Genomic DNA, 24,250 nt, shown 5'->3' on the forward strand with positions numbered 1-24,250 from the left:
CATGCGCTAACGCGAGATACCACGATAGATGCAACGCTTTCTACCCAATGAAGCCGCCCATGTCGCTTTCGGTGAAGCGCTGGGGCGTGCCCTGGATGGCCACGGCCAAGTTCACCTGGAAGGTGAGCTGGGGGCCGGCAAAACGACGCTGACGCGCGGCATCTTGCATGCTTATGGCCATAAGGGAGCCGTCAAGAGCCCCACTTATACACTTGTGGAGCCGTACATGCTGGATGGGCGCAGTCTCTATCATTTCGATCTCTACCGATTGGGCGATCCCGAAGAACTCGAGTTCATGGGCGCACGCGATATGCTCGGCGAGGACGGCTTGAGCCTCATCGAATGGCCTTCCCGAGGTGCTGGATGGCTGCCCCAGGCCGATCTCGTGGTACATCTGGCCTTGGAAGGCGAGGGCCGCCAAGTGACGCTCGAAGGACTCAGTCCGCACGGCCAGGCAGTGATCGCTGCACTGCACGCCACTCGTCAGGACAAGGAAAACGACGCTTGATGCCGTTTCATGAAAAGCCCTGGCAGACGCGATGCCATGTGAATGCCGTCCGGCAACTCATCAGCCTTGTCGTGCTGATGGTGTTTGCGATATGTCATGTGGCGCCTGCACAGGCCGCCGACGTTGACGTCGACAATATCCGTCTTTGGGCAGCGCCTGATCATGTGCGCGTGGTATTCGATTTGTCCGACGAGGTGGATAGTTCCGTGTTCAAGCTCGACGACCCGCGCCGACTGGTCGTCGATTTGAAGGATACGCAACTGGCCTTCGACCCGGACGGGGTTGATCCGGAAGATAGTGCGATAGAGGCATTGCGCACGGGGAGGCGCAATGGCGATGACTTACGTGTGGTCTTCGACCTCAATCGGAAGATAGAGCCCCACCACTTCTTGTTGCCGCCCACCGATCAGTACGGCTACCGTCTCGTGGTCGATCTCGACTACCCGGGCGAGGGCGCGCTAGATGAGCCCGTCGATCCCATCGCGGCTATGATTCGCGATCAGGAAATGGATGCTGAGCGGGAGCTGAGGCAGGCCGAGGCCGAAGGGGCGTCGCCAAGCGCGGCGTTGGCCAAGCGCGACAGCCAGGCGAAACCCCACCCCAAGCGCGATATCATCGTTGCCGTCGACCCCGGCCACGGGGGCGAAGATCCGGGAGCGATCGGACCTAGCGGTACGTATGAAAAGGACGTCGTATTGGCCATTGCACGCAAGGTCAAGGCATATATTAGTGCCACCTCGGGGTTCAAGGCCTTCCTGACGCGAGATAGTGATTACTACGTGGGCCTGCGCAAAAGGACATTGCTGGCACGCGAGCAGAAAGCCGATTTCTTCGTCTCGGTGCATGCCGATGCGGTCAAGAGCCGGGGGCCCACCGGTAGCTCCGTCTATGCGCTGTCCAAGAACGGGGCTACCTCGGAGAGCGCGCGTTGGCTGGCCGAGTCGGAAAACCGTTCCGACCTGATTGGTGGTGTCGATGGCAACCTCGACCTATCCGACAAGGACGAGGTGCTGCGTGGTGTCTTGCTTGACCTGACCATGACCGCGACGATGAATGAGTCGCTAAGCACAGGTGGTCAGGTTCTCGATAAATTGGGGCGTATCAACCGTCTGCACCGCTCTCAGGTCGAGCAGGCGGGTTTTGTGGTGCTCAAGTCGCCGGATATCCCATCGTTGCTGATCGAAACCGGGTTTATCTCCAATCCTGGTGAAGAAAAGAAACTGCGCTCGTCGGCGTTTCAAGAGAAGATTGCGGATGCCATCGGTGATGGCATCATCGCACATTTTCGTCGCCATCCACCGCCTAGCAGCCTGTTGGCCTGGCAACGTGACCAAGGGCGTGGCGAAGAGCCCGACGAATATCGTGTGCAAAAGGGCGATACCTTGTCTCAGGTGGCGGCGCGTCATGACGTGACGATGCTGGCTCTCAAGCAGGCCAACGATCTTAGTGGCGATATCCTGCGCGTGGGCCAGGTGCTGAAGATCCCTCATTCGTGAGCGTGGACATGACGTGAGCCCTATGCGCGAGGCACAATGGCGGCTATGACTGAATCTCGACGCATTCATATCCTTGATCCTCGGCTCGCCAACCAGATCGCGGCCGGTGAGGTCGTCGAACGACCGGCTTCGGTATTGAAGGAGCTGGCCGAGAACGCCATCGATGCTGGCAGCCAACGCATTGAAATCGATCTTGAGGCCGGTGGCGCCCGCTTGATTCGCGTGCGTGACGATGGGCGAGGTATCGCCGAAGACGATCTGCCGCTGGCACTGTCACGGCATGCCACTAGCAAGATCGCCTCGCTGGACGATCTCGAAGGCGTAGACAGCCTCGGTTTTCGCGGCGAAGCGCTGGCCTCGATCAGTTCGGTCTCGCGGCTCGAACTGGTTTCAAATACCCAGGATGAGCCAAGCGAAGGCTGGCGTGTGGTCGCCGAAGGGCGTCAGATGGAGCCGCGTGTGAGCCCCGCACCACATCCGCGTGGCAGCTCGGTCGTGGTTCGCGACCTATTCTTCAATACCCCGGCGCGACGCAAGTTCCTGCGTACCGAGAAGACCGAATTCGGCCATGTCGAAGAGACGTTTCGGCGGCTGGTGCTGTCGCGCTACGACATCGCTTGGGTGCTGCGCCACAATCAAAAGGTCGTGCATCAACTGCGAGCGGGCGATGAGCCGGCGGCGATGGAACGGCGTGTCGGCGCGCTGCTGGGGCGCAAGTTCCTCGAGAATGCCCTGCATGTGGATATCGAAGCGACCGGTTTGCGTCTGTGGGGCTGGGTCGGGCTGCCGACGCATTCCCGGGCGCAGGCGGATCAGCAGTATTTCTTCGTCAATGGCCGCGTCGTACGTGACCGCTTGGTCGCCCATGCTGTGCGTCAAGCCTATCGCGATGTGCTGTTTCACGGTCGTCACCCGGTTTTTGTGCTCTACCTGGAGCTCGATCCGCACGTAGTCGATGTCAACGTGCATCCCACCAAGCATGAAGTCCGCTTTCGCGATGGGCGCCTGGTGCATGACTTCCTGTTCTCGAGCCTTCACCGTGCGCTGGCCGATGTCCGCCCCAACGAGCCCACCTCGCCAGACGCGGTGCCCGTGAGTGAGAGTGATGAGGTGTCGACACCGGGGGCGTCGACGGCTGCGGCCAATGGGCAACCTCGCTGGCAGCAACAGGGCATGGCGCTCGGCGCCGATCAGGAGCGTCCCGCAGCCCATCGCGTGCGCGAGTTCATGGCCGGTTACCAGGCCCTGCATCCAGAGCATGAAGAACAGCTTCTGACGCCACAGCCGCAACACACTGAGCCCGAGGCGCCGGTGGCACGTGAGCCTGATGCCCAGGTGAGGGCGATGCCCGAGGCCGACGCGACCCAGGCGCCGCCATTAGGCTATGCGGTGGCGCAGTTGCATGGTGTCTATATCCTCTCGCAGACCGCACGCGGGCTAGTCGTGGTCGACATGCATGCTGCGCATGAGCGCATTACCTACGAGCGCATGAAGCAGCAAGTGCATGGTGATGGACAAGCCCTCGGAAGATTGCAGACACAGCCGCTGCTGGTGCCGATGTCGCTGGCGGTCAGCACGCGCGAGGTGGAGACCGCAGAGCGCGAGCGCGAGACCTTCGAGCGCTTGGGGGTCGAGCTGGATGTCGCCGGCCCGGAGACACTACTCGTGCGCCGAGTGCCAGTGCTGCTCGACAATGCCGATGTCGAATCGCTGATTCATGGCATGCTGGGCGATCTTGAGCGTTTCGGGCGGTCGGACAGAGTCGAAGCGCATATCAATGAATTGCTTGCCAGCATGTCGTGCCATGGCAGTGTGCGGGCCAATCGCCGACTGACAGTACCCGAGATGAATGCTTTGCTGCGTGACATGGAGCGCACCGAGCGTAGCGGGCAGTGCAATCATGGGCGGCCGACTTGGACCGAGATGCCGATGCACGAGCTGGATAAGCTCTTTCTTCGTGGCCAGTAACGCTGGTCATTGACCGTTTTCAGGATTCTCGATGAACGATACGCGGCCACTGGCCATCCTTTTGATGGGCCCGACGGCGGCCGGCAAGACCGATTCGGCCATCGCCTTGCGCGAGCGCCTGGGTGGCGAACTGATCAGCGTCGACTCGGCGATGATCTATCGCGGCATGGACATCGGCACTGCGAAACCTTCGGCGGAAGAGTTGGCGCGTGCGCCGCATCGTCTGATCGACATTCGCGACCCTGCCGACACGTACTCCGCTGCTGAGTTCCGCGAAGACGCCTTGGCCGAGATGCGCGACATCTCGTCGCAGGGGCGTATCCCCATACTCGTGGGTGGCACCATGATGTACATCAAGCGTTTGATCGATGGCGTAGCGGAGTTGCCTGCCCGAGATTCCGCGCTGCGCGATGAGCTGGCCCTGCGTGCCCAGCGCGAAGGGTTGGAGGCGCTGCATGCAGAGCTCGCGCAGGTCGACCCGGTCGCCGCGAGTACTATCCATCCGCATAATCGGCAGCGCCTGATGCGAGCGCTGGAAGTGTATCGTCTCACTGGTCGGGCATTAGGTGAGCTTTGGGCCGAGCAGCCCCGTGAAACCTTTCCTTGGCGTCTTGTGTCCATAGCGCTGGCGCCAACCGAACGCCGGGTGCTGCATGAACGTATCGCGCAGCGCTTCGAAGGTATGTTGGCGGGAGGCTTCCGCGAGGAAGTCGCCGCTCTCAGAGCGCGTGGCGATTTGCATCGCGGCTTCCCCGCGATTCGCTGTGTCGGCTATCGTCAGATGTGGGAGCATCTGGATGGTGAGACCGATGAGGCCACGATGCGCGAGCGAGGCATGGCGGCAACGCGGCAACTCGCCAAGCGTCAGTTGACCTGGCTACGCAATTGGCAAGGCGTACAGTGGGTCAATAGCGAGGCAAGCGATATGCACGAGCAGGTATTGAAAATCGTGCGCGGAAGCGGCACTTAGCGTAAGATGACCGGTCACGACAACGCCTGGCGAGTAGCGCCGCGAACGGCGGTGGTAACGCGAATGGCGGCTGTGACCCTTCGAAAACGACCATAAACCACAGCGAGAAGTTAGGGAGAGCAAAATGTCCAAAGGACAGTCCCTTCAAGATCCGTACTTGAACATTCTGCGCAAGGAGCGCATTCCGGTCTCCATCTTTTTGGTGAACGGTATTAAATTGCAGGGCCAGGTCGAGTCTTTCGATCAATTCGTCATCCTGCTGCGCAATACCGTCAGCCAGATGGTGTACAAGCACGCCATTTCCACTGTCGTGCCATCCCGCAACGTGCGTCTTCCCGTCCAGGATCCGAATGCTCCGGCGGAAGAAGACGTTTGATCGAGAGGCGCTGATTGTTTTTCGAACGTCCCGACGCCGGTGAAACGGCGGTTCTCGTCCATGTGGATTTCCACGACGAACAGGAGCGTGAAGACCCGGGAGAATTCCTGGAGTTGGTGCGTTCCTCGGGTGTGATGCCGGCGACCCTCATTGAGGGCAGTCGGCGTCGTCCCGACCCCAAGACATTTATCGGCAGCGGTAAGCTGGAGGAGATTCGTGAGATACGCGAACTTCACGGTGCCGAAGTCGTCATTTTCAATCATGCCCTGTCGCCTTCGCAGGAGCGCAATCTGGAGCGCGCCCTGAAAAGTCGTGTGCTAGATCGCACGGGTTTGATACTTGATATATTCGCGCAACGCGCGCGTACGCACGAAGGCAAGCTTCAGGTCGAGCTGGCACAACTAGAGTACATGTCGACGCGCCTGGTGCGTGGCTGGACTCACCTGGAGCGCCAGAAAGGCGGAATCGGCTTGCGCGGCCCGGGGGAAACGCAGCTTGAGACCGACCGCCGCTTGTTGGGTGGACGTATCAAGGCGATTCACAAGCGGTTGGAGAAGGTTCGTACACAGCGCGATCAAAATCGCCGTGCGCGGGCGCGTGCCGAGATCCCCAGCGTTTCCCTGGTGGGCTACACCAATGCCGGCAAGTCAACGCTGTTCAATGCCTTGACTCAGTCAGATGTGTACACCGCTGACCAGTTGTTCGCTACGCTCGATCCGACGCTGCGTCGCATCGACGTGGAGGATGTCGGACCGGTGGTCATGGCTGATACCGTGGGGTTCATCCGCCACCTGCCACACAAGCTGGTGGAGGCGTTTCGTGCGACCTTGCAGGAAGCGACCGAAGCCTCGTTGTTGGTGCATGTCATCGATGCGGCGGACCCAGATCGCGATTTCAACGTGGCGCAGGTCGATGCGGTGCTCGAGGAAATTGGCGCCGCTGAGGTGCCGCGTCTGCTGGTCATGAACAAGATCGATATATTGGACAGCGCCCCACGTCTTGAGCGTGACGGACACGGGCGTCCTCAGATCGTGTGGCTATCGGCGCGTGATGCACGCGGCTTTGAATTGCTGCATCAAGCACTCGGCGAGCTGCTGGCTGAAGAGCTGCTCGAGACGAGTTTGACGCTGGAGCCCGATCAGGGAAGATTGCGGGCATCGCTGCATGCGTTGAATGCCGTGCAGCAAGAACAATTTGACGAGCAGGGTCGAATCCTGCTGGATATCCGTCTGCCTAGACGCGATTTCTTTCAGTTGATGGCCCGTCTCGGCGAGAAGGCAGCACATTATTTGCCGCCGGGAACCCTCGATCGCCCGGAGTGGGAGCGCGACTGACAGTGCCCGTCACTGGCGCCCCTGGCGAGATGCATCGCAATCAATGCAGTGGAGAAAACGTATGGCTTGGAACGAGCCTGGTGGTGGCAATCAGCAGGACCCGTGGAGCGGCGGCGGTCGCCGCGGCAGCGGTAACGGTGGGGGCAATGGTGGCAACAACCAGGGCCCACCGGATCTCGACGAGGCGCTGAAGAAGTTTCAGGACAAGCTTAGTCGTTTGATGGGCAAGCGCGGCAAGCGTGGTAGCGATAGCAACGGCGGCGGATCGGGCGGTAAGGGGAATCCCTTCATACTGCCGGGTGTGCTAGTGATCATTGTATTGATCATCTGGGCTGGGTCCGGATTCTACGTGGTCGATCAATCTGAACGCGGCGTGGTGCTGCGCTTCGGCAAGTATCACGAAACGGTGAATCCTGGTCTGCATTGGAGTCCGACCTTCGTCGATCAAGTGACGAGGGTGAATGTTACTGAGGTGCGTTCGTTCCGGCAGGATGCCTCCATGCTGACGAGTGATACCAACATCGTGACGGTGCGTCTCTCTGCTCAGTATCAGGTCGCCAATCCTCGCGATTATGTGCTTAACGTGCGTGATCCCGAGCAGAGCCTGCGCAACGCGCTTGACTCCACGTTACGCCATGTCGTCGGCGCGAGTGGCATGCAGAACGTGTTGACCAGTACCACTGAGGTCGAAGAAGTCAAACAGATCGATGAAGGTGGCAAGGTACCGGATATGCCGGAAACCGTGGACGATCCCAGCGAATTGCCGGTGGTCACCATGACGCCGCCGGTTCCGGATTCGTTGCTCAGTGGCCGTGAGGAGCTCGGGCCCGAGGTCGCCAAGCGGCTTCAGGAATCGCTGGATGCTTATGGATTGGGGCTGCGTTTGCAGACCGTCAACCTGGAAAGCACTCAGGCGCCGGAACAGGTGCAAGATGCCGTGGACGATGTGATTCGCTCACGCGAGGACCGTCAGCGCTTGATCAACGAAGCACGGGCCTACGAGAATGCCCTGCAGCCGCGCACTGAAGGGGAAGCGCAGCGCTTTATCGAGGAAGCCACCGGTTACCGTAATACCGTGGTATCGGATGCCGAAGGTCAAACCAGCCGTTTCCTCGCTGTGTTGGACGAATATCAGCAGGCACCGGAAGTGACACGCCAACGTCTCTACCTAGATACGGTAAGCGAGGTGTTGGGTAACAACCGCAAGGCATTGATCGATGTTGGTTCTCAAAACAACTCGATGATTTACCTACCGCTCGATCAGCTGGGTAAGCCTCGTGCCGGTAGCGGTAGCAATGCTGACTCGCAAGATATACGTGAACTTGAGTCGGTCTCCCAGCAGGTTCAAAACGAACCACTTTCTGGTAGCGACAACAGCAGTGGTCAGCGCCAGTCGAGCGGAATTTCGCGGGAGGGTCGTTAATCATGGTCAACAATCGTGCCTTGGGTATCGTCGCATTGCTGGCCGTGGGGGCCTGGATCGCCAGCGCCAGCTTGTATGTAGTGACGGAGAAGCAGCGTGCCATCAAGTTACGCTTCGGTGAGGTAGTGCAGGCCGATATCGAACCTGGCCTGCATGTGAAATGGCCGGTGCTCAACACCGTGCGCTTCTTCGATGCGCGCGTGCAGATGCTGGAAAGTACCGAAAGTCGCTTCCTGACAGCGCGGCGCAATGCCTTGATCGTCGACTCCTACGTCAAGTGGCAGGTCGTCGATCCCAGCCTGTTCTATCAGGCCACACGAGGCGAGGTGTCACGTGCTGAGGGCCTCATCGCGCCGCGCGTCGATGAAAGCTTGCGTAACGCCTTCGGTAGTCGCGAAGTGGATAAGATCATCAGCGAAGAACGCAACGAGATGCTCGAGGAGCCTCAGAAGCAGTTGGATGAACAACTGCGCGAGGAAGTGGGTGTCTCGATATTGGACATTCGCCTTAAGCGTGTCGAACTGCCTCAGGAAGTTCAGCAGGCGGTTTTCCAGCGTATGCGCACCGAGCGTAATGCCGAAGCGCGTCAGTATCGCGCCCAGGGCCAGGAGCAGGCCGAGCGTATTCGCGCTCGTGCCGATCGTGAGCGTCAGGTGACGCTGGCTAACGCCCGCAAGAAGGCCGAAACGCTGCGTGGTGAAGGCGATGCCAAAGCCGCGGAGATCTACGCCAATGCTTATAAGCAGGATGAGGACTTCTTTGATTTCTATCGTTCCCTGCAGGCGTATCGGAATAGCTTCGACAAGGGCGACGATATGTTGTTGTTGAGCCCGGATAGCGAGTTCTTCCGTTATTTCCGGTCGCCGAACGGCGAGGCAAGGAACAACGACGAATAAGTCACGACCCTGGCCTCCGGGGAACCTCCGTTCGGGATACATCCGTTCGGGGTACACCCGGAGGCCAAACGTGATAGACTCTTGACACCGGGCGTCGCCCGGTTTTTTTGTGGCCTGTCAGCGGATATGGACGCCTCTATGGCGATTCGCGACGGGCTCGGTATGCGACTCCGACATGACGTGTCAGCGTTCGTGTCGTCTCGCCCTCAGCCGACGATGCCAATACGCCACTCATTTCTGGCAGGACCGAAAAATGACCATCGCTGACCGCTGGCTGCTTCCCGACGGTATGGATGAAGTACTTCCGCCTCAGGCAACGCGCATGGAACAACTGCGTCGTGCGTTGCTCGATCTTTATGATCGCTGGGGGTATGACTTGGTGATCCCTCCGACGGTTGAGTTTCTCGATTCGCTTTTAACCGGCACGGGAACCGATCTCGATCTTCAGACGTTCAAGCTGACCGACCAACTCTCCGGACGGATGATGGGCGCCAGCGCGGATGTGACGCCGCAGGTGGCGCGAATGGATGCACATTCATTGAAGCGCAATGGGCCGGCGCGACTTTGCTATTGCACGACCGTGTTGCGTGCCAAGGCCGATCAACACCAGGGGGGGCGCAGCCCGACTCAGGTTGGAGTGGAGTTGTTCGGCCATGCGGGGTTGGATGCGGACATCGAGGTGTTGCGGCTGGCACTCACAGGGCTGGAAGTCGCCGGGGCCGGCGAAACTCACCTGGCGCTCAGCCATATCGGCATCTATCGTGCCTTGGTGCACGCGGCGGCATTGAATGCGGAAAGCGAGTATGCGCTTTTCGAAGCAATTGAGCGCAAGGCCTTCAACGACGTTGACGCCCTGGTCGCGCGGGACGTGCGTGACCCTGCGTTGGCCGAAATGCTGCAAACGTTGCCGCGCCTTTACGGCGGCCAAGAGGTGCTCGACCAGGCCCGGGAGGTCTTTGCGGGCGCGCCTCCCGCCGTTGCGGCGGCGCTGGATGAACTTCAGGCGTTGTGCCGTGCCGTCACGGCTAACCATCTACAGGCCGAGGTGTATATCGACCTGGCCGAATTGCGCGGGTATCAATATCACACTGGTATGGTGTTTGCGGCGTATGTGCCGGGTTATGGTCAGGCGTTGGCCAAGGGAGGGCGCTACGACGATACCGGACGCGCCTTCGGCCGGGCGCGCCCGGCGACGGGGTTTTCCATGGATCTCAAGTTGTTGGCCTCGCTCATCGAGAGCGGCCCGCGTGGCGATGCCATCTGGGCGCCTGCCGATGATCGTGCCACGCTCACCCAGGCCATTGCGGATCTGCGCGCTGCCGGTGAGCGCGTCATTCAGGCATTGCCAGGACAGCGTGTGGGGCCTCGTGAACAGCGTTGTGATCGGCAGCTAGTGGAAACCAACGGCGAATGGCGGGTCGAACCGCTCGCGTAAATCGGCGGATCCTTTGATCGAGAGACGAAAGCAATGGGCAAGAACGTAGTCGTATTGGGCACCCAGTGGGGTGACGAAGGCAAGGGCAAGGTCGTCGACCTGCTGACGGAATCCGCCACCACGGTGGTCCGCTTTCAGGGAGGGCACAACGCCGGCCATACGCTTGTGATCGATGGCGAGAAAACCGTCCTGCACCTAATTCCCTCTGGGGTGCTGCGTGCCGATAAAACCTGCGTGATCGGCAATGGTGTGGTGCTCTCGCCGGAAGCGTTGATGGAAGAGATCCGCGAGCTGGAAGCGAAAGACGTGCCCGTGCGTGAACGGCTTCGCTTATCCCCAGCCTGTCCTCTGATTCTGCCGTATCATGTGCGCCTCGATCAGGCGCGCGAAAAGGCGCGTGGCGTTGCCAAGATCGGTACCACCGGTCGAGGAATCGGGCCGGCCTACGAGGACAAGGTCGCGCGGCGTGGGTTGCGTCTCGGTGATATCCTGCATCGCGAACGTTTCGCGTCGAAGCTGGGCGAGGTGCTCGATTACCACAATTTTGTGTTGACGCAGTATCACAACGAGTCACCGGTGGATTTTCAGCAGGTACTCGATCAGGCGATGGAAATGGCCGAGGAACTTCGTCCGATGGTCTGCGATACCGTGTCGCTGGTACATGAGATGCGCAAGGCCGGCGACAATATCCTGTTCGAAGGGGCGCAGGGCTCATTGCTGGATATCGATCACGGCACTTATCCGTATGTGACGAGTTCCAATACCACGGCAGGGGGCACGGCGACGGGCTCGGGTGTGGGGCCGCTATATCTTGATTACGTGCTGGGGATTACCAAGGCCTACACCACGCGTGTCGGGTCTGGGCCGTTCCCCACCGAGATCTTCGATGAGTTCGGTCGCCACTTGGCGGAGAAAGGCCATGAGTTCGGTGCCACGACGGGCCGCGCGCGACGCTGTGGCTGGTTCGATGCTGTGGCGCTACGCCACGCGGTGCAGATCAATTCGGTATCGGGGTTATGCCTGACCAAGCTGGACGTGCTTGATGGCCTGGAAAACATCCGGGTTTGCGTGGGGTATCGCAGCAAGGATGGCGCCACTATCGATAACCCCGTCGACTCCGAAGGCTATGAAGCCATCGAACCGCTTTATCAGGACCTTCCCGGGTGGAGCGAGTCGACATTGGGGATCAAGCGCATCGAGGACCTGCCCAAGAACGCACGGGCCTATATCAGCTTTCTCGAGGAGCAGACGGGGGTGCCGATCGACATCATTTCGACGGGGCCTGATCGCAACGAGACTATCGTGCTGCGCAACCCGTTCTCTGACTAAGATGGGTCGCTTGCCTGGCTCTTGGGCACTTGCCCGGCCGGGCGCTTTCGTGTCGGAGCTTAGGTTGCTAGAGCCGACCCTGTCACGCTGACTACGAAAGACAATGAAAGGGCTCGCGCCGTTACCGGCGCGAGCCCTTTTAGGTGTTGCTGAGGGAAAGCCGTCTAGCCGGCGAATGCCGCATAGATGGCAATGACGCACAGGACTAGCACAAAGCCCACGGGCCAAGCGCCTTTCCAGGGAGTCAGGTCGACTTCGCCCGCATCCTGATGAACCCACTTGGTTTCGCGCGGACAGACTTTACCGATGATCAACATGATGGCGATCAGCAGCACGAAGACGCCAGCTACGAAATGGTATTGACTAGTGACATCGAGAATCTTGTTGAAGGGCGGTATGAAATATCCCGCTGCTATCAACAAGCAGCCTGCGACCAAGCCCACTTTGGCGGCAACCGCGGGTACGCGCTTAGTGAGCAGCCCCACCAAGACCACGGCCAGGATGGGGATGAAGTAAATCGCGTTCATCGTCTGCAAGTAGCTGAACAGGCTTTCCTGGCCTGCGAGAAGCGGAGCGATGACCATAGCGGCGATGGCCATGATCCAGCCAAAGATCTTGCCGGACTTAACCACTTGTGCTTCCGTTGCATCTTTTTTGATGACGCCTTTGTAAATTCCCAGACTGAATAGCGTCGTGGTGCTGTTGAGGGCCGAGTTGAACGACGACAGGATGGCACCGACCATCACGGCAGCGAAAAAGCCGGTCAGGTACGGGGGCAAGATGTCGAACACCAGATGGCCGTAGGCTGCATCGGCTTCGACGCCCTGGTCGGCATACATGTGGTACGCGATGATGCCCGGAAGTACGAGGTACAGGGGGCCAAGGAGCTTGAAGAAACCGGTCAGCAGAACGCCCTTCTGGCCTTCGGCGAGAGTCTTGGCGGCGAAGGTGCGCTGAATGATCTGTTGGTTAGTGGTCCAGTAGAACAGATTGATCAGGAAGACGCCGGTAAAAAGCGTAGCGAACGGGACGGCTTGGTCTTCGCGCCCCATTGAGTTGAACATCTCGGGATGCTGATTGTTGAGGATATTCCAACCGGCGAGGACGCCTTCGCCATCACTAACGGCATTGAGAGCGAAGAATACGATCAAGAAACCGCCAATGAGTAGTCCCACGCCGTTGAGTGTATCGGACACTGCGACTGTGCGTAGCCCCCCGAAGAGTGCATAGACGGCGCCGATCAAGCCCACGATCCACACGGTCGCCCACAGCAGAAAACTGCTCGACTCGATGCCAGTCAGTCCCTGTAGGTCAAGCATACCTTGCAAGCCGATGGCCCCGGAGTACAGCACGATAGGCAGCAGTATGACCGCGTAGGCGATCAGGAAGATGATATTGCAGATCAATTGCGTGCCGCGGTCGAAGCGGATTTCCAGCAGCTGTGGCACGGTCGCGATACCACTGCGTAGGAATCTCGGTAGGAAGAACAGTGCCAAGAGTACCAACGCGATGACTGCGACGACCTCCCAGGCCATGACACTTAGCCCATCAGTAAAGGCTGCGCCATTGAGTCCCACCATTTGCTCGGTGGACAGGTTGGTCATCAGCAGAGAGCCGGCGATTAACGGAAAGGTCAAACTCCGGCCGGCTAGGAAGTAGCCGCGGGTGCTACGCAGGTCGTCTCGGCGCGTGATCAGCCAGGTGATCAGTGCGACGAGCCCCGTGAAGAAAAGAAACGAGATCAGCGTCAGGGCATGCATGGAATAGGCATCCTTGGACTTTCATGAATCATGGCCGTGTCGCTTGAAGACCGGCGACATGCCCTTGGCATATCGTCAGTCTTCAAACGCACGGGCGCGTCGATAACACTACATCATGGGGACGAATTTTAGCCGGCGAACAGTAAACTACCATTCGCCATTTGTCTGACATTACTGAGGTAATGTCTGTATAACTCGGCTTATGGGTCGCTAGTCCCCTGTCGACAGTCCTCATTCAAGGAGACGAATGTTGCGTCTTGCCACTGGTAAAGTGTGTACCAGCCACGCTTCAGAAGAGGCTCGAGGATGGCGCAGTGGTTGGCGAAGGCATCGCGCAGCGCCTGATCGCCATAGAACTCGTAACGTTGGGGCAAGCCCAGGCGGTAGAGGTTTTGATAGCCCCACCAGTAGCCGTTGTCGAGATAGCTTCCCATGAGCTTCTTGACTACGGGGAATGCATGCACGGTGTTGTCGGCGCTTTTACTGAGTGGAAGCGTGCCGACGACGACGAGGGGACCGTTCGCCTCGAGTCGTCGCAGGTCGTCGACCAACTGGCGGGATACGCTTTCCTCGAAGGCTTTCTGACTACCCTGGGCATTGCCGTAGGCATACGCGATCACCGTGGCACCTCCCAGCACGAGAATGAGCATTGACGCGCCTAGGCGGCGCCATCCGTAATGCTCGCAAGTAGCCACCGCACAGAACAGTGAACCGGCACACAAAGCGCCGAACCCGATGAAGGTGCGCGGGCGCCAGAGCGGGTCTTCAAGCGCCGCCATGATACCCAGCGCGCCAAGCGGTAGTAGCAGCAAGATGACCAGCATGAGCAAGAGCCGCCAGGGCCATGCAAGGGGGGGTTGGCCTGTGCAGGGCGGAGGGTGCCCAAGATGAGACCGGTCAGTGCGATTAGGGCCGTGACCGATAGGCCCCACCGCGGTGCGCCAGCGAGTGTCCTGGTCGCATAGCGCCAGAAGGTCAGAGTGTTGTCGAAGATATGCATAGGCAATGTCGCTGGGGCGACCATCTGGCTATGCGACAGGCTATAACCGCCAGCCAGCCACCAGCCTGAGATCAGCTTGTACCCTAGGAGCGTGACGGCACCAGCGGCCAGCAAGCCGACATGGCGCCGCCATTGTAGCGTGCCATACGTGGCCAGGCTGAATAGGGCATGAAACGCGAGCAACACGAAGTAAACGCTCACTGCCGCCTGATAGAAGCATAGACTGGCGAATAAGCCGATGACCGACAGCATGAATCCCTTTGTCGGTGACGCCCTCATGCCGGCGGCGAGGGCCATTCCAGCGCAGCTGACGGCAAGTGCCATTGGCAAAGCATCGAACTGATAGGAAAGGTTCTGCAGGAAGAAGGGCTGCAGAACCAACAGCGCCATAGCAAGCCAGGCATGGCCGTCACTAAATTCTACAAAGGCCTGACGTAGCGCAACGAGCATTGTCGCGATGCCGGCCAATCCCAGCCATAAAGGAAGTGGGGCCAGCTCAACGACACGTGTACCTTGATTGAGTGCGAGCATGACGACATCGGCAAGAGGGCGCGCATTCGAGGTCCAGCCGGGATCGCCATACATGCTGCGCCAGATATCGTCGAGATAGAGACGATCGGCTGCCACGATCGGATAAGTGGCCAGCACAAGACCCATGAAGGCCCCTATCCATCGCCAGACATTGGGGCTCGGCGTGCGAGAGTAAGGCAGAATTGACGGTATCGACATCAGGCACCCTTCGTGGTGTGGAGAAAACGGGGATGAGCGCAATGTGACGACAACGCTGTCGGTGGGCTCCCTTCATGCCCTGCGTGATGCTAAGCTCTTGTATCGGGAGCATGGAGGGCTTCTCGTCTCATCGATCTGCGTCGCCTCTGGAACTTTCATCTTCGTTAGGTGTATTGCATACACTAGTGTGTTCAGCCGAAGAATGTGACGTAAAGGGGTGACTTGCCCCTGAAAAGCCGCAAGGGAGTAGTAATGTGAGTGTACCGAATCGACATTTTTTGACGGCAATTTCCTCGCGTCGTTGTAGTCGCCCTCTCGCGGGCATGCTGGGTGTATGGCTAGCCTTCGCGGCGCAGGCGTGTGTTGCCTTTGGCTTCGAGGATGTGGTCAAGAAAGCTGAGCAACTTTCCGAACAAGGGTATCAATCCCCCGGAACAAACTTGCCGGAATCGCTGAGCAACCTGGAGTACTCGGACTACGCCAAGATTCACACCAAAGATGGGCACGCGCTGTGGGAAGACGACGACCTACCCTTCAATCTTGCTTTCTTTCATAAAGGGATGCATTACGACACCTCGGTGAAGATACATACCGTGGTGGATGGTGAAGTGGCAGATATTGCTTTCGATCCCGACGATTTCACTTACGGTGACCTGGATATTCCCGAGGAAGATCTCGAGGATCTTGGGTTCGCGGGGTTCAAGGTTACCAATGCGCTCAATGACGCCGATCACATGAATGAAGTCATGGCTTTTCAGGGGGCGAGTTATTTCCGCACCTTGGGGCGTGATCAGACTTATGGTGCTTCCGGTCGTGGTCTGGCGATCGACACGGCGTTGCCCAGTGGAGAGGAATTCCCCGCATTTCGTGAGTTCTGGGTCGTCAAGCCAAGTAGCGATAGTCAGTATTTGACGGTGTTCGCACTACTTGATTCGCCGAGCCTTGCCGGCGCTTATCGTTTCGTTCTCCGTCCCGGCGAAGACACCGTCGTCGATGTGACATCGCATCTCTTCATGCGTAACGCCGTGGAAAAATTGGGGGTCGCGCCTTTGACGAGTATGTACTTGTACGGTCCTGGCCAGCCCACGGATTCACTCAATTACCGGCCGGCGATTCACGATTCCAATGGCTTGTTGGTGCACGATGGTGGCGCCGATGAGACGTGGACATGGCGCCCGCTTGTAAATCCCGGCAAGTTGATGGTCGACGAGCAGGATGTCGACTCACTCAAGGGCTTCGGACTGCTGCAGCGCAGTCACGACTTCCACGATTATGAAGATCTCAAAGATCGCTATGATCGCCGTCCAAGTGTGTGGATCGAACCTCAAGGCGACTGGGGCAAGGGCCAGGTAGAATTGATCCAGATTCCCACGCCAGACGAGACCAACGACAATATCGTCACCTTGTGGAAGCCCGACGAAGCGCCGCAAGCGGGCGATGAACTCAACTTCAATTATCGCATGTACTGGACGACGCACGAAGCCAAGTTCCATAGCCCTGATTTGTCCTGGGCGAGCCAGACGCGTCGCTCGCAAGGCGAGGTACGTAAAGACAATTTGGTGCGTGAGACCGATGGCTCGCTGGCGTTCATCGTCGATTTCAAGGGGCCGGGACTGGAATCGATCAAAGACGGTGCCAGCATGACGGTCGATGCCTCCGTCGGAGACAACGGAGAACTGGTCGAAAGCCGTGTCATCCCCAATGACGCCGTAGGTGGTTGGCGGATGTTCGTGCGCGTCAAACGTAGTGATGATAGTCAACCCCTGGATATTCGCGCCTACCTGAAAGATGGGAATGAGCGGCTTTCGGAAACCTGGTATTACCGGCTCCCTGCCAATGGCTGATACACAAGTTGATACAGCGACCGGCGATTATCTCGAACGCCTGGCACAGGAAACGGACACCAGAGGGGCGCGTCGCGAGCTGCTCGCGAGTCGCCTCGATGAACAAGGTATGGAAGCCTTACACTCGAGTCTAGGCGCTCGCGAGGCCGCGGAGGATGATCCGGCTGCGGCATCGGTGGGCGCGCGTCTGTCGCTGGCGTATAGCGCTCGTCCGTTGGCGCCGCCCACCGTGCTCACGACTGACGCGCAAGGCATTACGCGGCTTTGCACTACGCCGCCGATCGTGCGTACACCCTTGGCGCCGGAGCCATGGGCGACCAATCCTTTCGTGCGTTATGCCCAGCGTACGCGCAACTGGATAGAGCGTGGCTTTCGCCGACGTCAAAAAGGTGGGTCGGACGCCATGCTGACCCCGCGTTGGCAGAAAGTCGGCAGGCTGCGTCGCAAGATTCTGTTGATCCTGGTGGTAGGGCAGAGCCTGGTGGCGGCGGAATACATGCGCTCGGTATTGCCCTATCAAGGCAAGCAAGCGCTCGAAGTCGCTATCCTGACGTTGTTCGTGCTGTTGTTTTGCTGGGTTTCGGCGGGATTCTGGACGGCCCTCATGGGGTTCTTTCAACTTTTGCGTGGACGCGACCGCTACGCGATCGATGCGCGTGATGTGCAGGAGGATGCGCCGATCGACGAAAAGGCGCGCACGGCGCTGGTCGTGCCTATCTGCAATGAGGATGTGGCGCGCGTTTTTGCCGGCGTGCGTGCCACGCTCGAATCGCTGCGCGATAGCGGCCAGGAAAGCCGCTTCGACCTGTTTATTTTGAGCGATACCTTCGATCCCGAACTGGCGATCGCGGAGACGCACGCCTGGCTGGCGTTGTGTAGAGAGTTGGATGTCTTCGACCGAGTCTTCTATCGGCGCCGCCAGCGTCGAATGAAGCGTAAAAGCGGCAATATCGATGACTTTTGCCGTCGTTGGGGCGCCAATTATCGCTATATGGTGGTGCTGGATGCCGACAGCGTCATGAGCGGCGCTTGCTTGACGCGTTTGGTGCGGCTGATGGAAGCGCATCCCAAGGCTGGGATTATCCAGTCCGCGCCGCGTGCCTCTGGCCGCTTGAATCTTTATGCACGCATGCAGCAGTTCGCGACGCGTGTCTATGGGCCGTTGTTCACGGCGGGACTGCATTTCTGGCAGTTGGGCGAGTCGCATTACTGGGGGCATAACGCGATCATTCGCCTGGCCCCCTTCATGCGTCACTGCATGCTGGCACCGCTGCCTGGGAAAGGCTCGCTTTCCGGGGAAATTCTGTCTCACGATTTCGTCGAAGCGGCATTGATGCGCCGAGCGGGATGGGGTGTGTGGATCGCCTACAACTTGGATGGCAGTTACGAAGAGATGCCACCCAACCTTCTCGACGAACTCAATCGCGATCGTCGCTGGTGTCATGGCAACTTGATGAACTTTCGCCTGTTTCTGGCCAAGGGCATCCACCCCGTGCATCGCGCGGTCTTCCTGACCGGAGTGATGTCGTACATATCAGCGCCGCTGTGGTGCTTGTTCCTGATCTTGTCGACCGCCTTGCTGGCGGTACATACGTTGAGTACGCCACAGTATTTCCCCGAGCCGGGCATGATGTTTCCTGTCTGGCCGCAGTGGAATCCGACTATGGCGGTAGGGCTGTTCGCGGCGACGGCCACGCTTTTGTTCTTGCCCAAGGTGCTCAGCGTGATATTGGTCATTGCGCAAGGGTCCAAGGAGTTCGGCGGCGGCTTGCGGCTATTTGCGGGCATGGTCTTGGAATCGCTGTTCTCCATGCTGATGGCGCCGGTAAGAATGCTCTTCCACACACGCTTCGTACTGACGGCGCTTCTAGGGCGCGCCATACAGTGGCGCTCTCCGTCGCGTGATAACAGCGATACGCCGTGGGGCGATGCCGTGCGTCACCACGGCGTTCAGACGCTTATCGGAGCGGCGTGGGCCGCGGGCGTGTATTACATGGAACCGACTTTTCTCTGGTGGCTGGCGCCTATCGTTGGCGCCTTGATGGTGTCGATACCGGTTTCGGTGTTTTCTAGCCGTGTGTCGCTGGGGCGCTGGTGTCAGCATGCGCGCCTGTTTCGTATTCCCGAAGAGACGCATCCCCCGCGTGTGTTGCGGCGCATGGTGCGTCATCTGAAACGTATGCGTGCCCAGCAGGCGGCGGCACCGACATTCGTGCAAGTGGTCGTCGATCCTATGGCCAATGCGCTAGGGTGTGCGTTGGCCACGAGCAGACATGGCATATCGGCACTTCTGAGGCAGCGTCGAGAGGAACGGGTCAGGGCGATCGTCGCCGAGAACCCCGGCAAGGTGGAGCCAGCGACCCGATTGAACGTGCTCGATGACCCCGTGTTGCTGTCGATGCTGCATTACTGGGTATGGACATCGCCCGACGCACACCCGGACTGGCGCGAACTCGGTACGCCGAAACCTGTCTCATGGCGGGTGCCGGGATGAAACGACGGGCTATGAAGTCATCGCCGCTGGCCTAGCTGCTATGCTGGAGACGATGTCTATGAGTGGCCTTTCGTTTAGCGTCGCATTCAAGGAAAGAAGGAGATGAAGGAATGAGCATCATTTTGTGGTTGATCATCGGGGGCTTGGCCGGCTGGATTGCAGGCAAGATCATGCGCGGTGGCGGCTTCGGTATCCTCGGCAACATCGGTGTCGGCATCGTGGGTGCGGTTATCGGCGGCTTTCTCTTCAGTCTACTGGGGCTTGCGCAGACCAATATCATCGGCTCATTGATCATGGCCGTGATTGGTGCCGTGCTGCTGTTGTGGATCGTGGCCAAGGTACGCAAGAGCTGACGCCTGGCTGGTGACGAAAGCACGACAATGTGTGGCCCCGGCTTCGACGAGAGGCCGGGGTTTTTCGTGGCTGCCGCCGTTCAGGCGCCACTCGAGGAACTTGGGCTTATGGAAAAGGCACGGCAAACGAGTCAGAAAGAGCGCTTTATCGGTCTGGAATGGCTGCGCTTCGCGCTCGGGCTTTATATCGTTATCTTCCACACTTTGCATACTTACCCGTCGATCAGCGACTGGTCGCATTACGTGACCGACATCGGCTTCTTCTCGACCAGTACCTTCTTCGTGCTGTCGGGGTTTCTGCTGACCCACGTATACCTGGATAACCAGCGCAAGCTGCGCGAACCGGCACGCAGCTTCTGGATCAAACGCTTCTCGAACTTGTATCCGATTCATATCGGGTCGCTGGTGCTGGCGGTCAGCATGTCGGCTTTGATCGGGTATTTGGCGATTTCACCGGAGGACGCTGGGATGTCGCCTCGTTTCGTCATTTACGACGTCAACAATGATCTGGGACAAGCGACGCCGGGTGCCCTGGAGCATTTCATGAGCAACGGAGAGCTTGCGCTTAACCTGGTACTCAACGTCGGGCTACTGCATGCATGGAATCCGTATTACTTGACCTTCAATCCGCCGTCGTGGTCGATTTCGGCGCTGATGGGATTTTATCTGGTCTTCCCGTGGATAGCGCCTCGCCTATTTCGTATCCGTCGCGTGGGCCGGGCCTTAGCGCTGACCAATTTGCTGTACCTGATCCCCCCATTGTTGGTTATCATCACGACCGATTTCGGTATGCCTGAAACGGGGATCCTGCACCGCAACCCCTTGATTCGCTTGCCTGAATTCGTGGGGGGGATATTACTGTGTGTATGGTATACCCGCTATCGTGCGGCGGGCGGCTGGCTGAGTGTTATACAGCGCCTGATGCTGGCGACATTCGTGGTGGGCTGTGTGGTGGTGGCGGTCTGGCTGTTGGGGCAGGGTCATGCCTGGTATTACCTGCTGCATAATGGACTGTTACTGCCCGCGCAGTTGGCATTGATTCTACTGGCCACACAATGGAGCACGCCCGAGAGTCGTCGTGTCCGTCGCTTGGCAAGCCGGTTGGGTGGAGCGTCGTTGCCGATGTTCGCACTACATGTCCCGCTGTTTGTTATCTTCACCCGATTCGAGCGCGTGTTCGCGGGCGATCCAGCCCTGTGCGCGAGCGGATTTCGTGCTTGTTTCGATGCCGCGGGTGACAGCTCACTGGCGTTCTATCCGTTGTTTCTCTTGCTGACGGTGCTGTTCTGCGTGATGTTTCAGGAGCAGTTCGTACTGCGGGTGCGCAATGTCATGCAGCGTTGGCTGCTGCCTAGGGTGGGGACGCCACCGTCGCATACCGAGAAGGTGGCGCGCTGACGTTAGTTGCCGTCTGGTCTGAACGACAAGAGGGCGCCATGTAGATGGCCCCCTCTTGTGTTATGCGATTACGCTCGCGCGTTTACGCGTGGCTCAATTCCTTGAGGCAGGCCTCAATGATATCCAGACCTTCCTGGAGGATATCGTCTTCGATGGTGACCGGCATCAAGAAGCGGATGGTGTTGCCGTAGAGCCCGCAGGACAGTAGGACCAATCCCTTCTCACGCGCTTTTTTGCATAGCGCCCCGGTCAGTTCAGCATCCGGTGTGTGATTAGCCTTGTCGGCGACCACGTCGAAGGCGGCCATGGCCCCCAGGTGGCGGATATTATCGACGCAGGCGAAGTCTTGCTGCCACTTGGCGAAGCGCTCACCCAACTTGTCGCCCAGCGCTTGGCTCTTCTCGAGGATTTTCTCCTCCTCGAAGACTTCCAGTACCGCGAGGGTAGCGGCACAGGAGACCGGGCTACCGGTGTAGGTGCCGCCCAGCGAATTGCCACCAGAGGCGTCCATGACCTTGTCGGTGCCGACCACAGCGGAGATCGGCATGCCGTCGGCCATGCTCTTGGCCATGGTGATAATGTCGGGCTCGACGCCGCTGTGTTCAATGGCGAACAGCTTGCCAGTGCGCCCGAAGCCGGATTGCACTTCGTCGACGATCATCAGCATGCCGTGTTCGTCACAGATCTCGCGGACCGCCTTGAGAAAGCTGGGCGAGGCCGCATAGAAGCCGCCTTCGCCGAGTACCGGCTCGAGCACGATGGCGGCAGTGTTGCGCGGGTTGGCGTCGGTCTTGAGCGTCATCTTCAGACCGTTTAGCGCGTCTTCCTCGCTAACTCCGTGATAAGGCACCGGGTAGGGTGCACGGAAGACGTTGCCTGGCATGCTGCCGAAGTCGGTGGCGTAGGGCGCGACCTTGCCGTTCATGGCCATGGTCATGAAGGTTCGGCCATGATAACCGCCGGTGAAGCAGATGACGTTGTCGCGTCCCGTCGCTGCGCGGGCCACCTTGACGGCATTTTCTAATGCCTCGGCGCCGGAGTTGGCGAGCATCACCTTGCCGTGGCCGCGTACCGGAGTGAGCTGGCTGAGTTTTTCGGCGACCTTCACGTAGCCCTCGTAGGGCATCACCGTCTGGCAGGTGTGCATCACCTTGTCGAGTTGGTCCTTGACCGCTTGCACCACCTTGGGATGACGGTGGCCGACGTTGAGCACGCCGATACCGCCAGCGAAATCGATGATGCGATTGCCATCGGCGTCCCAGATCAGGGCGTTTTCGGCACGTTCGGCAAACTGGGTCGCCGGGCTCGCGGCGCCGCTGGCGACGTAACGTGTCTTGAGTTCATTGAGCTGTGCGTTGTTCATGCTTGCCTCCTTGTTAAAGTCCGCCCATGCAGACGTATTTTAGCTCGGTATATTCCTCGAGGCCGTGGTGGGAACCTTCGCGTCCCAGTCCGGACTCCTTGATGCCGCCGAAGGGCGCCAGCTCGGTCGATAGAAGCCCTTCGTTGATGGCGACCATGCCGTATTCGAGGCCCTCCATTACTTGCCATATACGTCGATAGTCGCGCGCATAGACATAGGCGGCAAGGCCGAATTCGGTGGCGTTGGCCATGTCGATGGCTTGGTCCTCGTCGGTGAAACGGAAGACTGGCGCCACGGGGCCGAATGTCTCTTCGCGGGCGACATGCATGTCGTCGGTGACGTCGGCGAGCAGGGTCGGTTGAAAGAAGGTGCCGCCCAACGCGTGCGGTTCGCCGCCACACACCAAGCGTGCGCCCTTGGACCGGGCATCGGCAATGTGTGCCTGCACCTTGTCGATGGCTGCGGTATTGATCAAGGGACCTTGAGTCACGTCGTCATCGAGACCGTTACCGACCTTGAGTTCCGCAATGCGCTCGGCGAACCTGGCGATAAAGGCGTCATAGATGCCGTCTTGCACCAAAAAGCGGTTGGTACACACGCACGTTTGCCCGGAATTACGGAATTTGGAGGCGATGGCCCCTTCCACGGCGGCATCCAGGTCGGCGTCGTCGAAAACCACGAAGGGCGCATTTCCGCCTAGTTCCAGAGACGCTTTCTTGACGGTCTCCGCACACTGCGCCAACAAGCGTTTGCCGACCGGTGTCGAGCCGGTGAACGAAACCTTGCGTACCCTTGGGTCGGTGGTCAGTACGTGACCAATCTCGGCGGGCTTCTCGGCAGTGAGCACGTTGATAACGCCTGGGGGTAGCCCGGCATCATCGGCGAGCTTAGCCAACGCCAGGGCAGTCAGCGGTGTGGCTTCTGCGGGCTTGATCACCACTGGGCAGCCGGCCGCCAAGGCCGGGGCGCATTTGCGGGTGATCATCGCCAGTGGGAAGTTCCAGGGCGTAATCGCGGCAACCACGCCGATCGGCTCGCGCATGACAAGAATACGCTTATCGGCGCCGTGGCCGGGTAAGGTCTCGCCAGCGATGCGCTTGGCTTCCTCGGCATAGTATTCGATGAAGCTCGCCCCATAGGCGACCTCGCCCCGCGATTCGGTGAGTGGCTTACCCTGTTCCAAGGTCATGAGTTGCGCCAGTGCCTCGCGATGGGTCATGACACGCTCGAACCAGGCGCGCAACAAGGAGGCGCGCTCCTTGGCAGGGCGTCGACGCCATTGCGGCCATGCGGCTTCGGCGGCGGCGATGGCGTCGTGTGCCTCGTCCGCGCCCAGATCGGGAACCTGCGCTAGGCATTCGCCCGTGGCAGGGTCGGTGACCGCGAAACGGTGCTCGCTATCGCGCCATTCGCCGCCGATGTAGGCGCGGTCGATTAAGATGTTGGGTGTTGGTTGACTCATGGAAGCCTCCGGATGAAGCGTGGTTCATCGCCTATTATTTGACGGTGTGTGCATTATTTAAAACACTTGATCAGGGTGGCGTCCAGCGATTTTTCGCATCTCGCACGGGCAG

Annotated in this window: 19 protein-coding genes; 14 read left to right on the forward strand and 5 right to left on the reverse strand. The window is 59.2% G+C overall.

Annotated features, from left to right (window positions below; translation table 11 throughout):
• Window positions 1-28: 28 nt before the first annotated feature.
• The 10 genes from tsaE (at window position 29) to LUN51_RS13560 (ending at window position 11,735) form a co-directional block, all read left to right on the forward strand.
• Entirely contained in the window at window positions 29-508 is a 480-nt protein-coding gene (gene tsaE, locus LUN51_RS13515) for a tRNA (adenosine(37)-N6)-threonylcarbamoyltransferase complex ATPase subunit type 1 TsaE (protein ID WP_246939421.1), read from the forward strand.
• A gap of 77 nt (window positions 509-585) precedes the next feature.
• Window positions 586-2,004: an N-acetylmuramoyl-L-alanine amidase gene (locus LUN51_RS13520; RefSeq protein ID WP_277811724.1), complete on the forward strand. Its 1,419-nt coding sequence runs from the start codon at window positions 586-588 to the stop codon at window positions 2,002-2,004.
• 45 nt (window positions 2,005-2,049) lie between these two features.
• Window positions 2,050-3,972 carry a DNA mismatch repair endonuclease MutL gene (gene mutL / locus LUN51_RS13525; protein ID WP_277811725.1) on the forward strand — a complete coding sequence of 641 codons (1,923 nt, stop codon included), beginning with the start codon at window positions 2,050-2,052 and terminating at the stop codon, window positions 3,970-3,972.
• Window positions 3,973-4,003: 31 nt separating this feature from the next.
• Window positions 4,004-4,942 (forward strand): tRNA (adenosine(37)-N6)-dimethylallyltransferase MiaA, encoded by a 939-nt coding sequence (gene miaA / locus LUN51_RS13530; protein ID WP_277811683.1) that lies wholly within the window; start codon window positions 4,004-4,006, stop codon window positions 4,940-4,942.
• Window positions 4,943-5,066: 124 nt separating this feature from the next.
• Window positions 5,067-5,318: an RNA chaperone Hfq gene (gene hfq, locus LUN51_RS13535; RefSeq protein WP_040243993.1), complete on the forward strand. Its 252-nt coding sequence runs from the start codon at window positions 5,067-5,069 to the stop codon at window positions 5,316-5,318.
• Between the two features lie 14 nt (window positions 5,319-5,332).
• Entirely contained in the window at window positions 5,333-6,652 is a 1,320-nt protein-coding gene (gene hflX / locus LUN51_RS13540; RefSeq protein ID WP_277811684.1) for a ribosome rescue GTPase HflX, read from the forward strand.
• Window positions 6,653-6,713: 61 nt separating this feature from the next.
• Entirely contained in the window at window positions 6,714-8,075 is a 1,362-nt protein-coding gene (gene hflK, locus LUN51_RS13545; protein WP_277811685.1) for an FtsH protease activity modulator HflK, read from the forward strand.
• A gap of 2 nt (window positions 8,076-8,077) precedes the next feature.
• Window positions 8,078-8,971, forward strand: coding sequence for a protease modulator HflC (hflC, locus tag LUN51_RS13550; RefSeq protein WP_277811686.1), 894 nt, complete (start codon window positions 8,078-8,080; stop codon window positions 8,969-8,971).
• Between the two features lie 253 nt (window positions 8,972-9,224).
• Window positions 9,225-10,406 (forward strand): ATP phosphoribosyltransferase regulatory subunit, encoded by a 1,182-nt coding sequence (locus LUN51_RS13555; protein WP_277811687.1) that lies wholly within the window; start codon window positions 9,225-9,227, stop codon window positions 10,404-10,406.
• Window positions 10,407-10,439: 33 nt separating this feature from the next.
• Complete coding sequence (locus LUN51_RS13560; protein ID WP_277811688.1) at window positions 10,440-11,735, forward strand: adenylosuccinate synthase; 1,296 nt, start codon at window positions 10,440-10,442, stop codon at window positions 11,733-11,735.
• Between the two features lie 164 nt (window positions 11,736-11,899).
• On the opposite strand, the gene LUN51_RS13565 is transcribed toward LUN51_RS13560, so the two are convergent.
• From LUN51_RS13565 to LUN51_RS13575, 3 genes are all read right to left on the reverse strand, one after another.
• Window positions 11,900-13,495: a solute:sodium symporter family transporter gene (locus LUN51_RS13565; protein ID WP_277811689.1), complete on the reverse strand. Its 1,596-nt coding sequence runs from the start codon at window positions 13,493-13,495 to the stop codon at window positions 11,900-11,902.
• 200 nt (window positions 13,496-13,695) lie between these two features.
• Window positions 13,696-14,145, reverse strand: coding sequence for a hypothetical protein (locus tag LUN51_RS13570; RefSeq protein WP_277811690.1), 450 nt, complete (start codon window positions 14,143-14,145; stop codon window positions 13,696-13,698).
• An 8-nt stretch (window positions 14,146-14,153) separates the two neighbouring features.
• Entirely contained in the window at window positions 14,154-15,152 is a 999-nt protein-coding gene (locus LUN51_RS13575) for a glucosyltransferase domain-containing protein (RefSeq protein WP_277811691.1), read from the reverse strand.
• A 326-nt stretch (window positions 15,153-15,478) separates the two neighbouring features.
• On the opposite strand from LUN51_RS13575, the gene LUN51_RS13580 reads away from it, so the two are divergent.
• The 4 genes from LUN51_RS13580 to LUN51_RS13595 all read left to right on the forward strand — a co-directional run bounded on the left by LUN51_RS13580 (window position 15,479) and on the right by LUN51_RS13595 (window position 21,313).
• The gene (locus LUN51_RS13580) at window positions 15,479-17,068 is read left to right on the forward strand and encodes a glucan biosynthesis protein G (protein WP_246893771.1); all 1,590 of its coding nucleotides are present in this window, start codon (window positions 15,479-15,481) and stop codon (window positions 17,066-17,068) included.
• Entirely contained in the window at window positions 17,061-19,562 is a 2,502-nt protein-coding gene (gene mdoH / locus LUN51_RS13585; RefSeq protein ID WP_040243978.1) for a glucans biosynthesis glucosyltransferase MdoH, read from the forward strand. Before LUN51_RS13580 ends, mdoH begins: the two co-directional genes overlap by 8 nt.
• A gap of 110 nt (window positions 19,563-19,672) precedes the next feature.
• Window positions 19,673-19,915: a GlsB/YeaQ/YmgE family stress response membrane protein gene (locus LUN51_RS13590; RefSeq protein ID WP_040243976.1), complete on the forward strand. Its 243-nt coding sequence runs from the start codon at window positions 19,673-19,675 to the stop codon at window positions 19,913-19,915.
• 66 nt (window positions 19,916-19,981) lie between these two features.
• Window positions 19,982-21,313: an acyltransferase family protein gene (locus LUN51_RS13595; protein ID WP_277811692.1), complete on the forward strand. Its 1,332-nt coding sequence runs from the start codon at window positions 19,982-19,984 to the stop codon at window positions 21,311-21,313.
• 82 nt (window positions 21,314-21,395) lie between these two features.
• Here LUN51_RS13595 and gabT read toward each other — a convergent pair whose 3' ends face one another.
• Both gabT and LUN51_RS13605 read right to left on the reverse strand, forming a co-directional pair.
• A complete protein-coding gene (gene gabT, locus LUN51_RS13600) occupies window positions 21,396-22,676 on the reverse strand; it encodes a 4-aminobutyrate--2-oxoglutarate transaminase (RefSeq protein ID WP_277811693.1) in 1,281 nt (426 codons plus the stop codon).
• Between the two features lie 13 nt (window positions 22,677-22,689).
• Entirely contained in the window at window positions 22,690-24,138 is a 1,449-nt protein-coding gene (locus LUN51_RS13605; protein WP_052445102.1) for an NAD-dependent succinate-semialdehyde dehydrogenase, read from the reverse strand.
• Between the last annotated feature and the right edge of the window lie 112 nt (window positions 24,139-24,250).

The organism is Chromohalobacter canadensis (assembly GCF_029544075.1).
GTDB classification, from domain to species: Bacteria; Pseudomonadota; Gammaproteobacteria; order Pseudomonadales; family Halomonadaceae; genus Chromohalobacter; species Chromohalobacter canadensis_A.

Coding starts and splice junctions, on each gene's coding strand:
- mutL (WP_277811725.1), top strand. CDS start 2,050: ATGACTGAATCTCGACGCATTCATATCCTTGATCCTCGGCTCGCCAAC.
- hfq (WP_040243993.1), top strand. CDS start 5,067: ATGTCCAAAGGACAGTCCCTTCAAGATCCGTACTTGAACATTCTGCGC.
- miaA (WP_277811683.1), top strand. CDS start 4,004: ATGAACGATACGCGGCCACTGGCCATCCTTTTGATGGGCCCGACGGCG.
- LUN51_RS13590 (WP_040243976.1), top strand. CDS start 19,673: ATGAGCATCATTTTGTGGTTGATCATCGGGGGCTTGGCCGGCTGGATT.
- LUN51_RS13520 (WP_277811724.1), top strand. CDS start 586: ATGGTGTTTGCGATATGTCATGTGGCGCCTGCACAGGCCGCCGACGTT.
- gabT (WP_277811693.1), bottom strand. CDS start 22,676: ATGAACAACGCACAGCTCAATGAACTCAAGACACGTTACGTCGCCAGC.
- tsaE (WP_246939421.1), top strand. CDS start 29: ATGCAACGCTTTCTACCCAATGAAGCCGCCCATGTCGCTTTCGGTGAA.
- LUN51_RS13570 (WP_277811690.1), bottom strand. CDS start 14,145: ATGCTCATTCTCGTGCTGGGAGGTGCCACGGTGATCGCGTATGCCTAC.
- hflK (WP_277811685.1), top strand. CDS start 6,714: ATGGCTTGGAACGAGCCTGGTGGTGGCAATCAGCAGGACCCGTGGAGC.
- LUN51_RS13565 (WP_277811689.1), bottom strand. CDS start 13,495: ATGCATGCCCTGACGCTGATCTCGTTTCTTTTCTTCACGGGGCTCGTC.
- LUN51_RS13575 (WP_277811691.1), bottom strand. CDS start 15,152: ATGGGTCTTGTGCTGGCCACTTATCCGATCGTGGCAGCCGATCGTCTC.
- mdoH (WP_040243978.1), top strand. CDS start 17,061: ATGGCTGATACACAAGTTGATACAGCGACCGGCGATTATCTCGAACGC.
- hflC (WP_277811686.1), top strand. CDS start 8,078: ATGGTCAACAATCGTGCCTTGGGTATCGTCGCATTGCTGGCCGTGGGG.
- LUN51_RS13560 (WP_277811688.1), top strand. CDS start 10,440: ATGGGCAAGAACGTAGTCGTATTGGGCACCCAGTGGGGTGACGAAGGC.
- LUN51_RS13605 (WP_052445102.1), bottom strand. CDS start 24,138: ATGAGTCAACCAACACCCAACATCTTAATCGACCGCGCCTACATCGGC.
- LUN51_RS13555 (WP_277811687.1), top strand. CDS start 9,225: ATGACCATCGCTGACCGCTGGCTGCTTCCCGACGGTATGGATGAAGTA.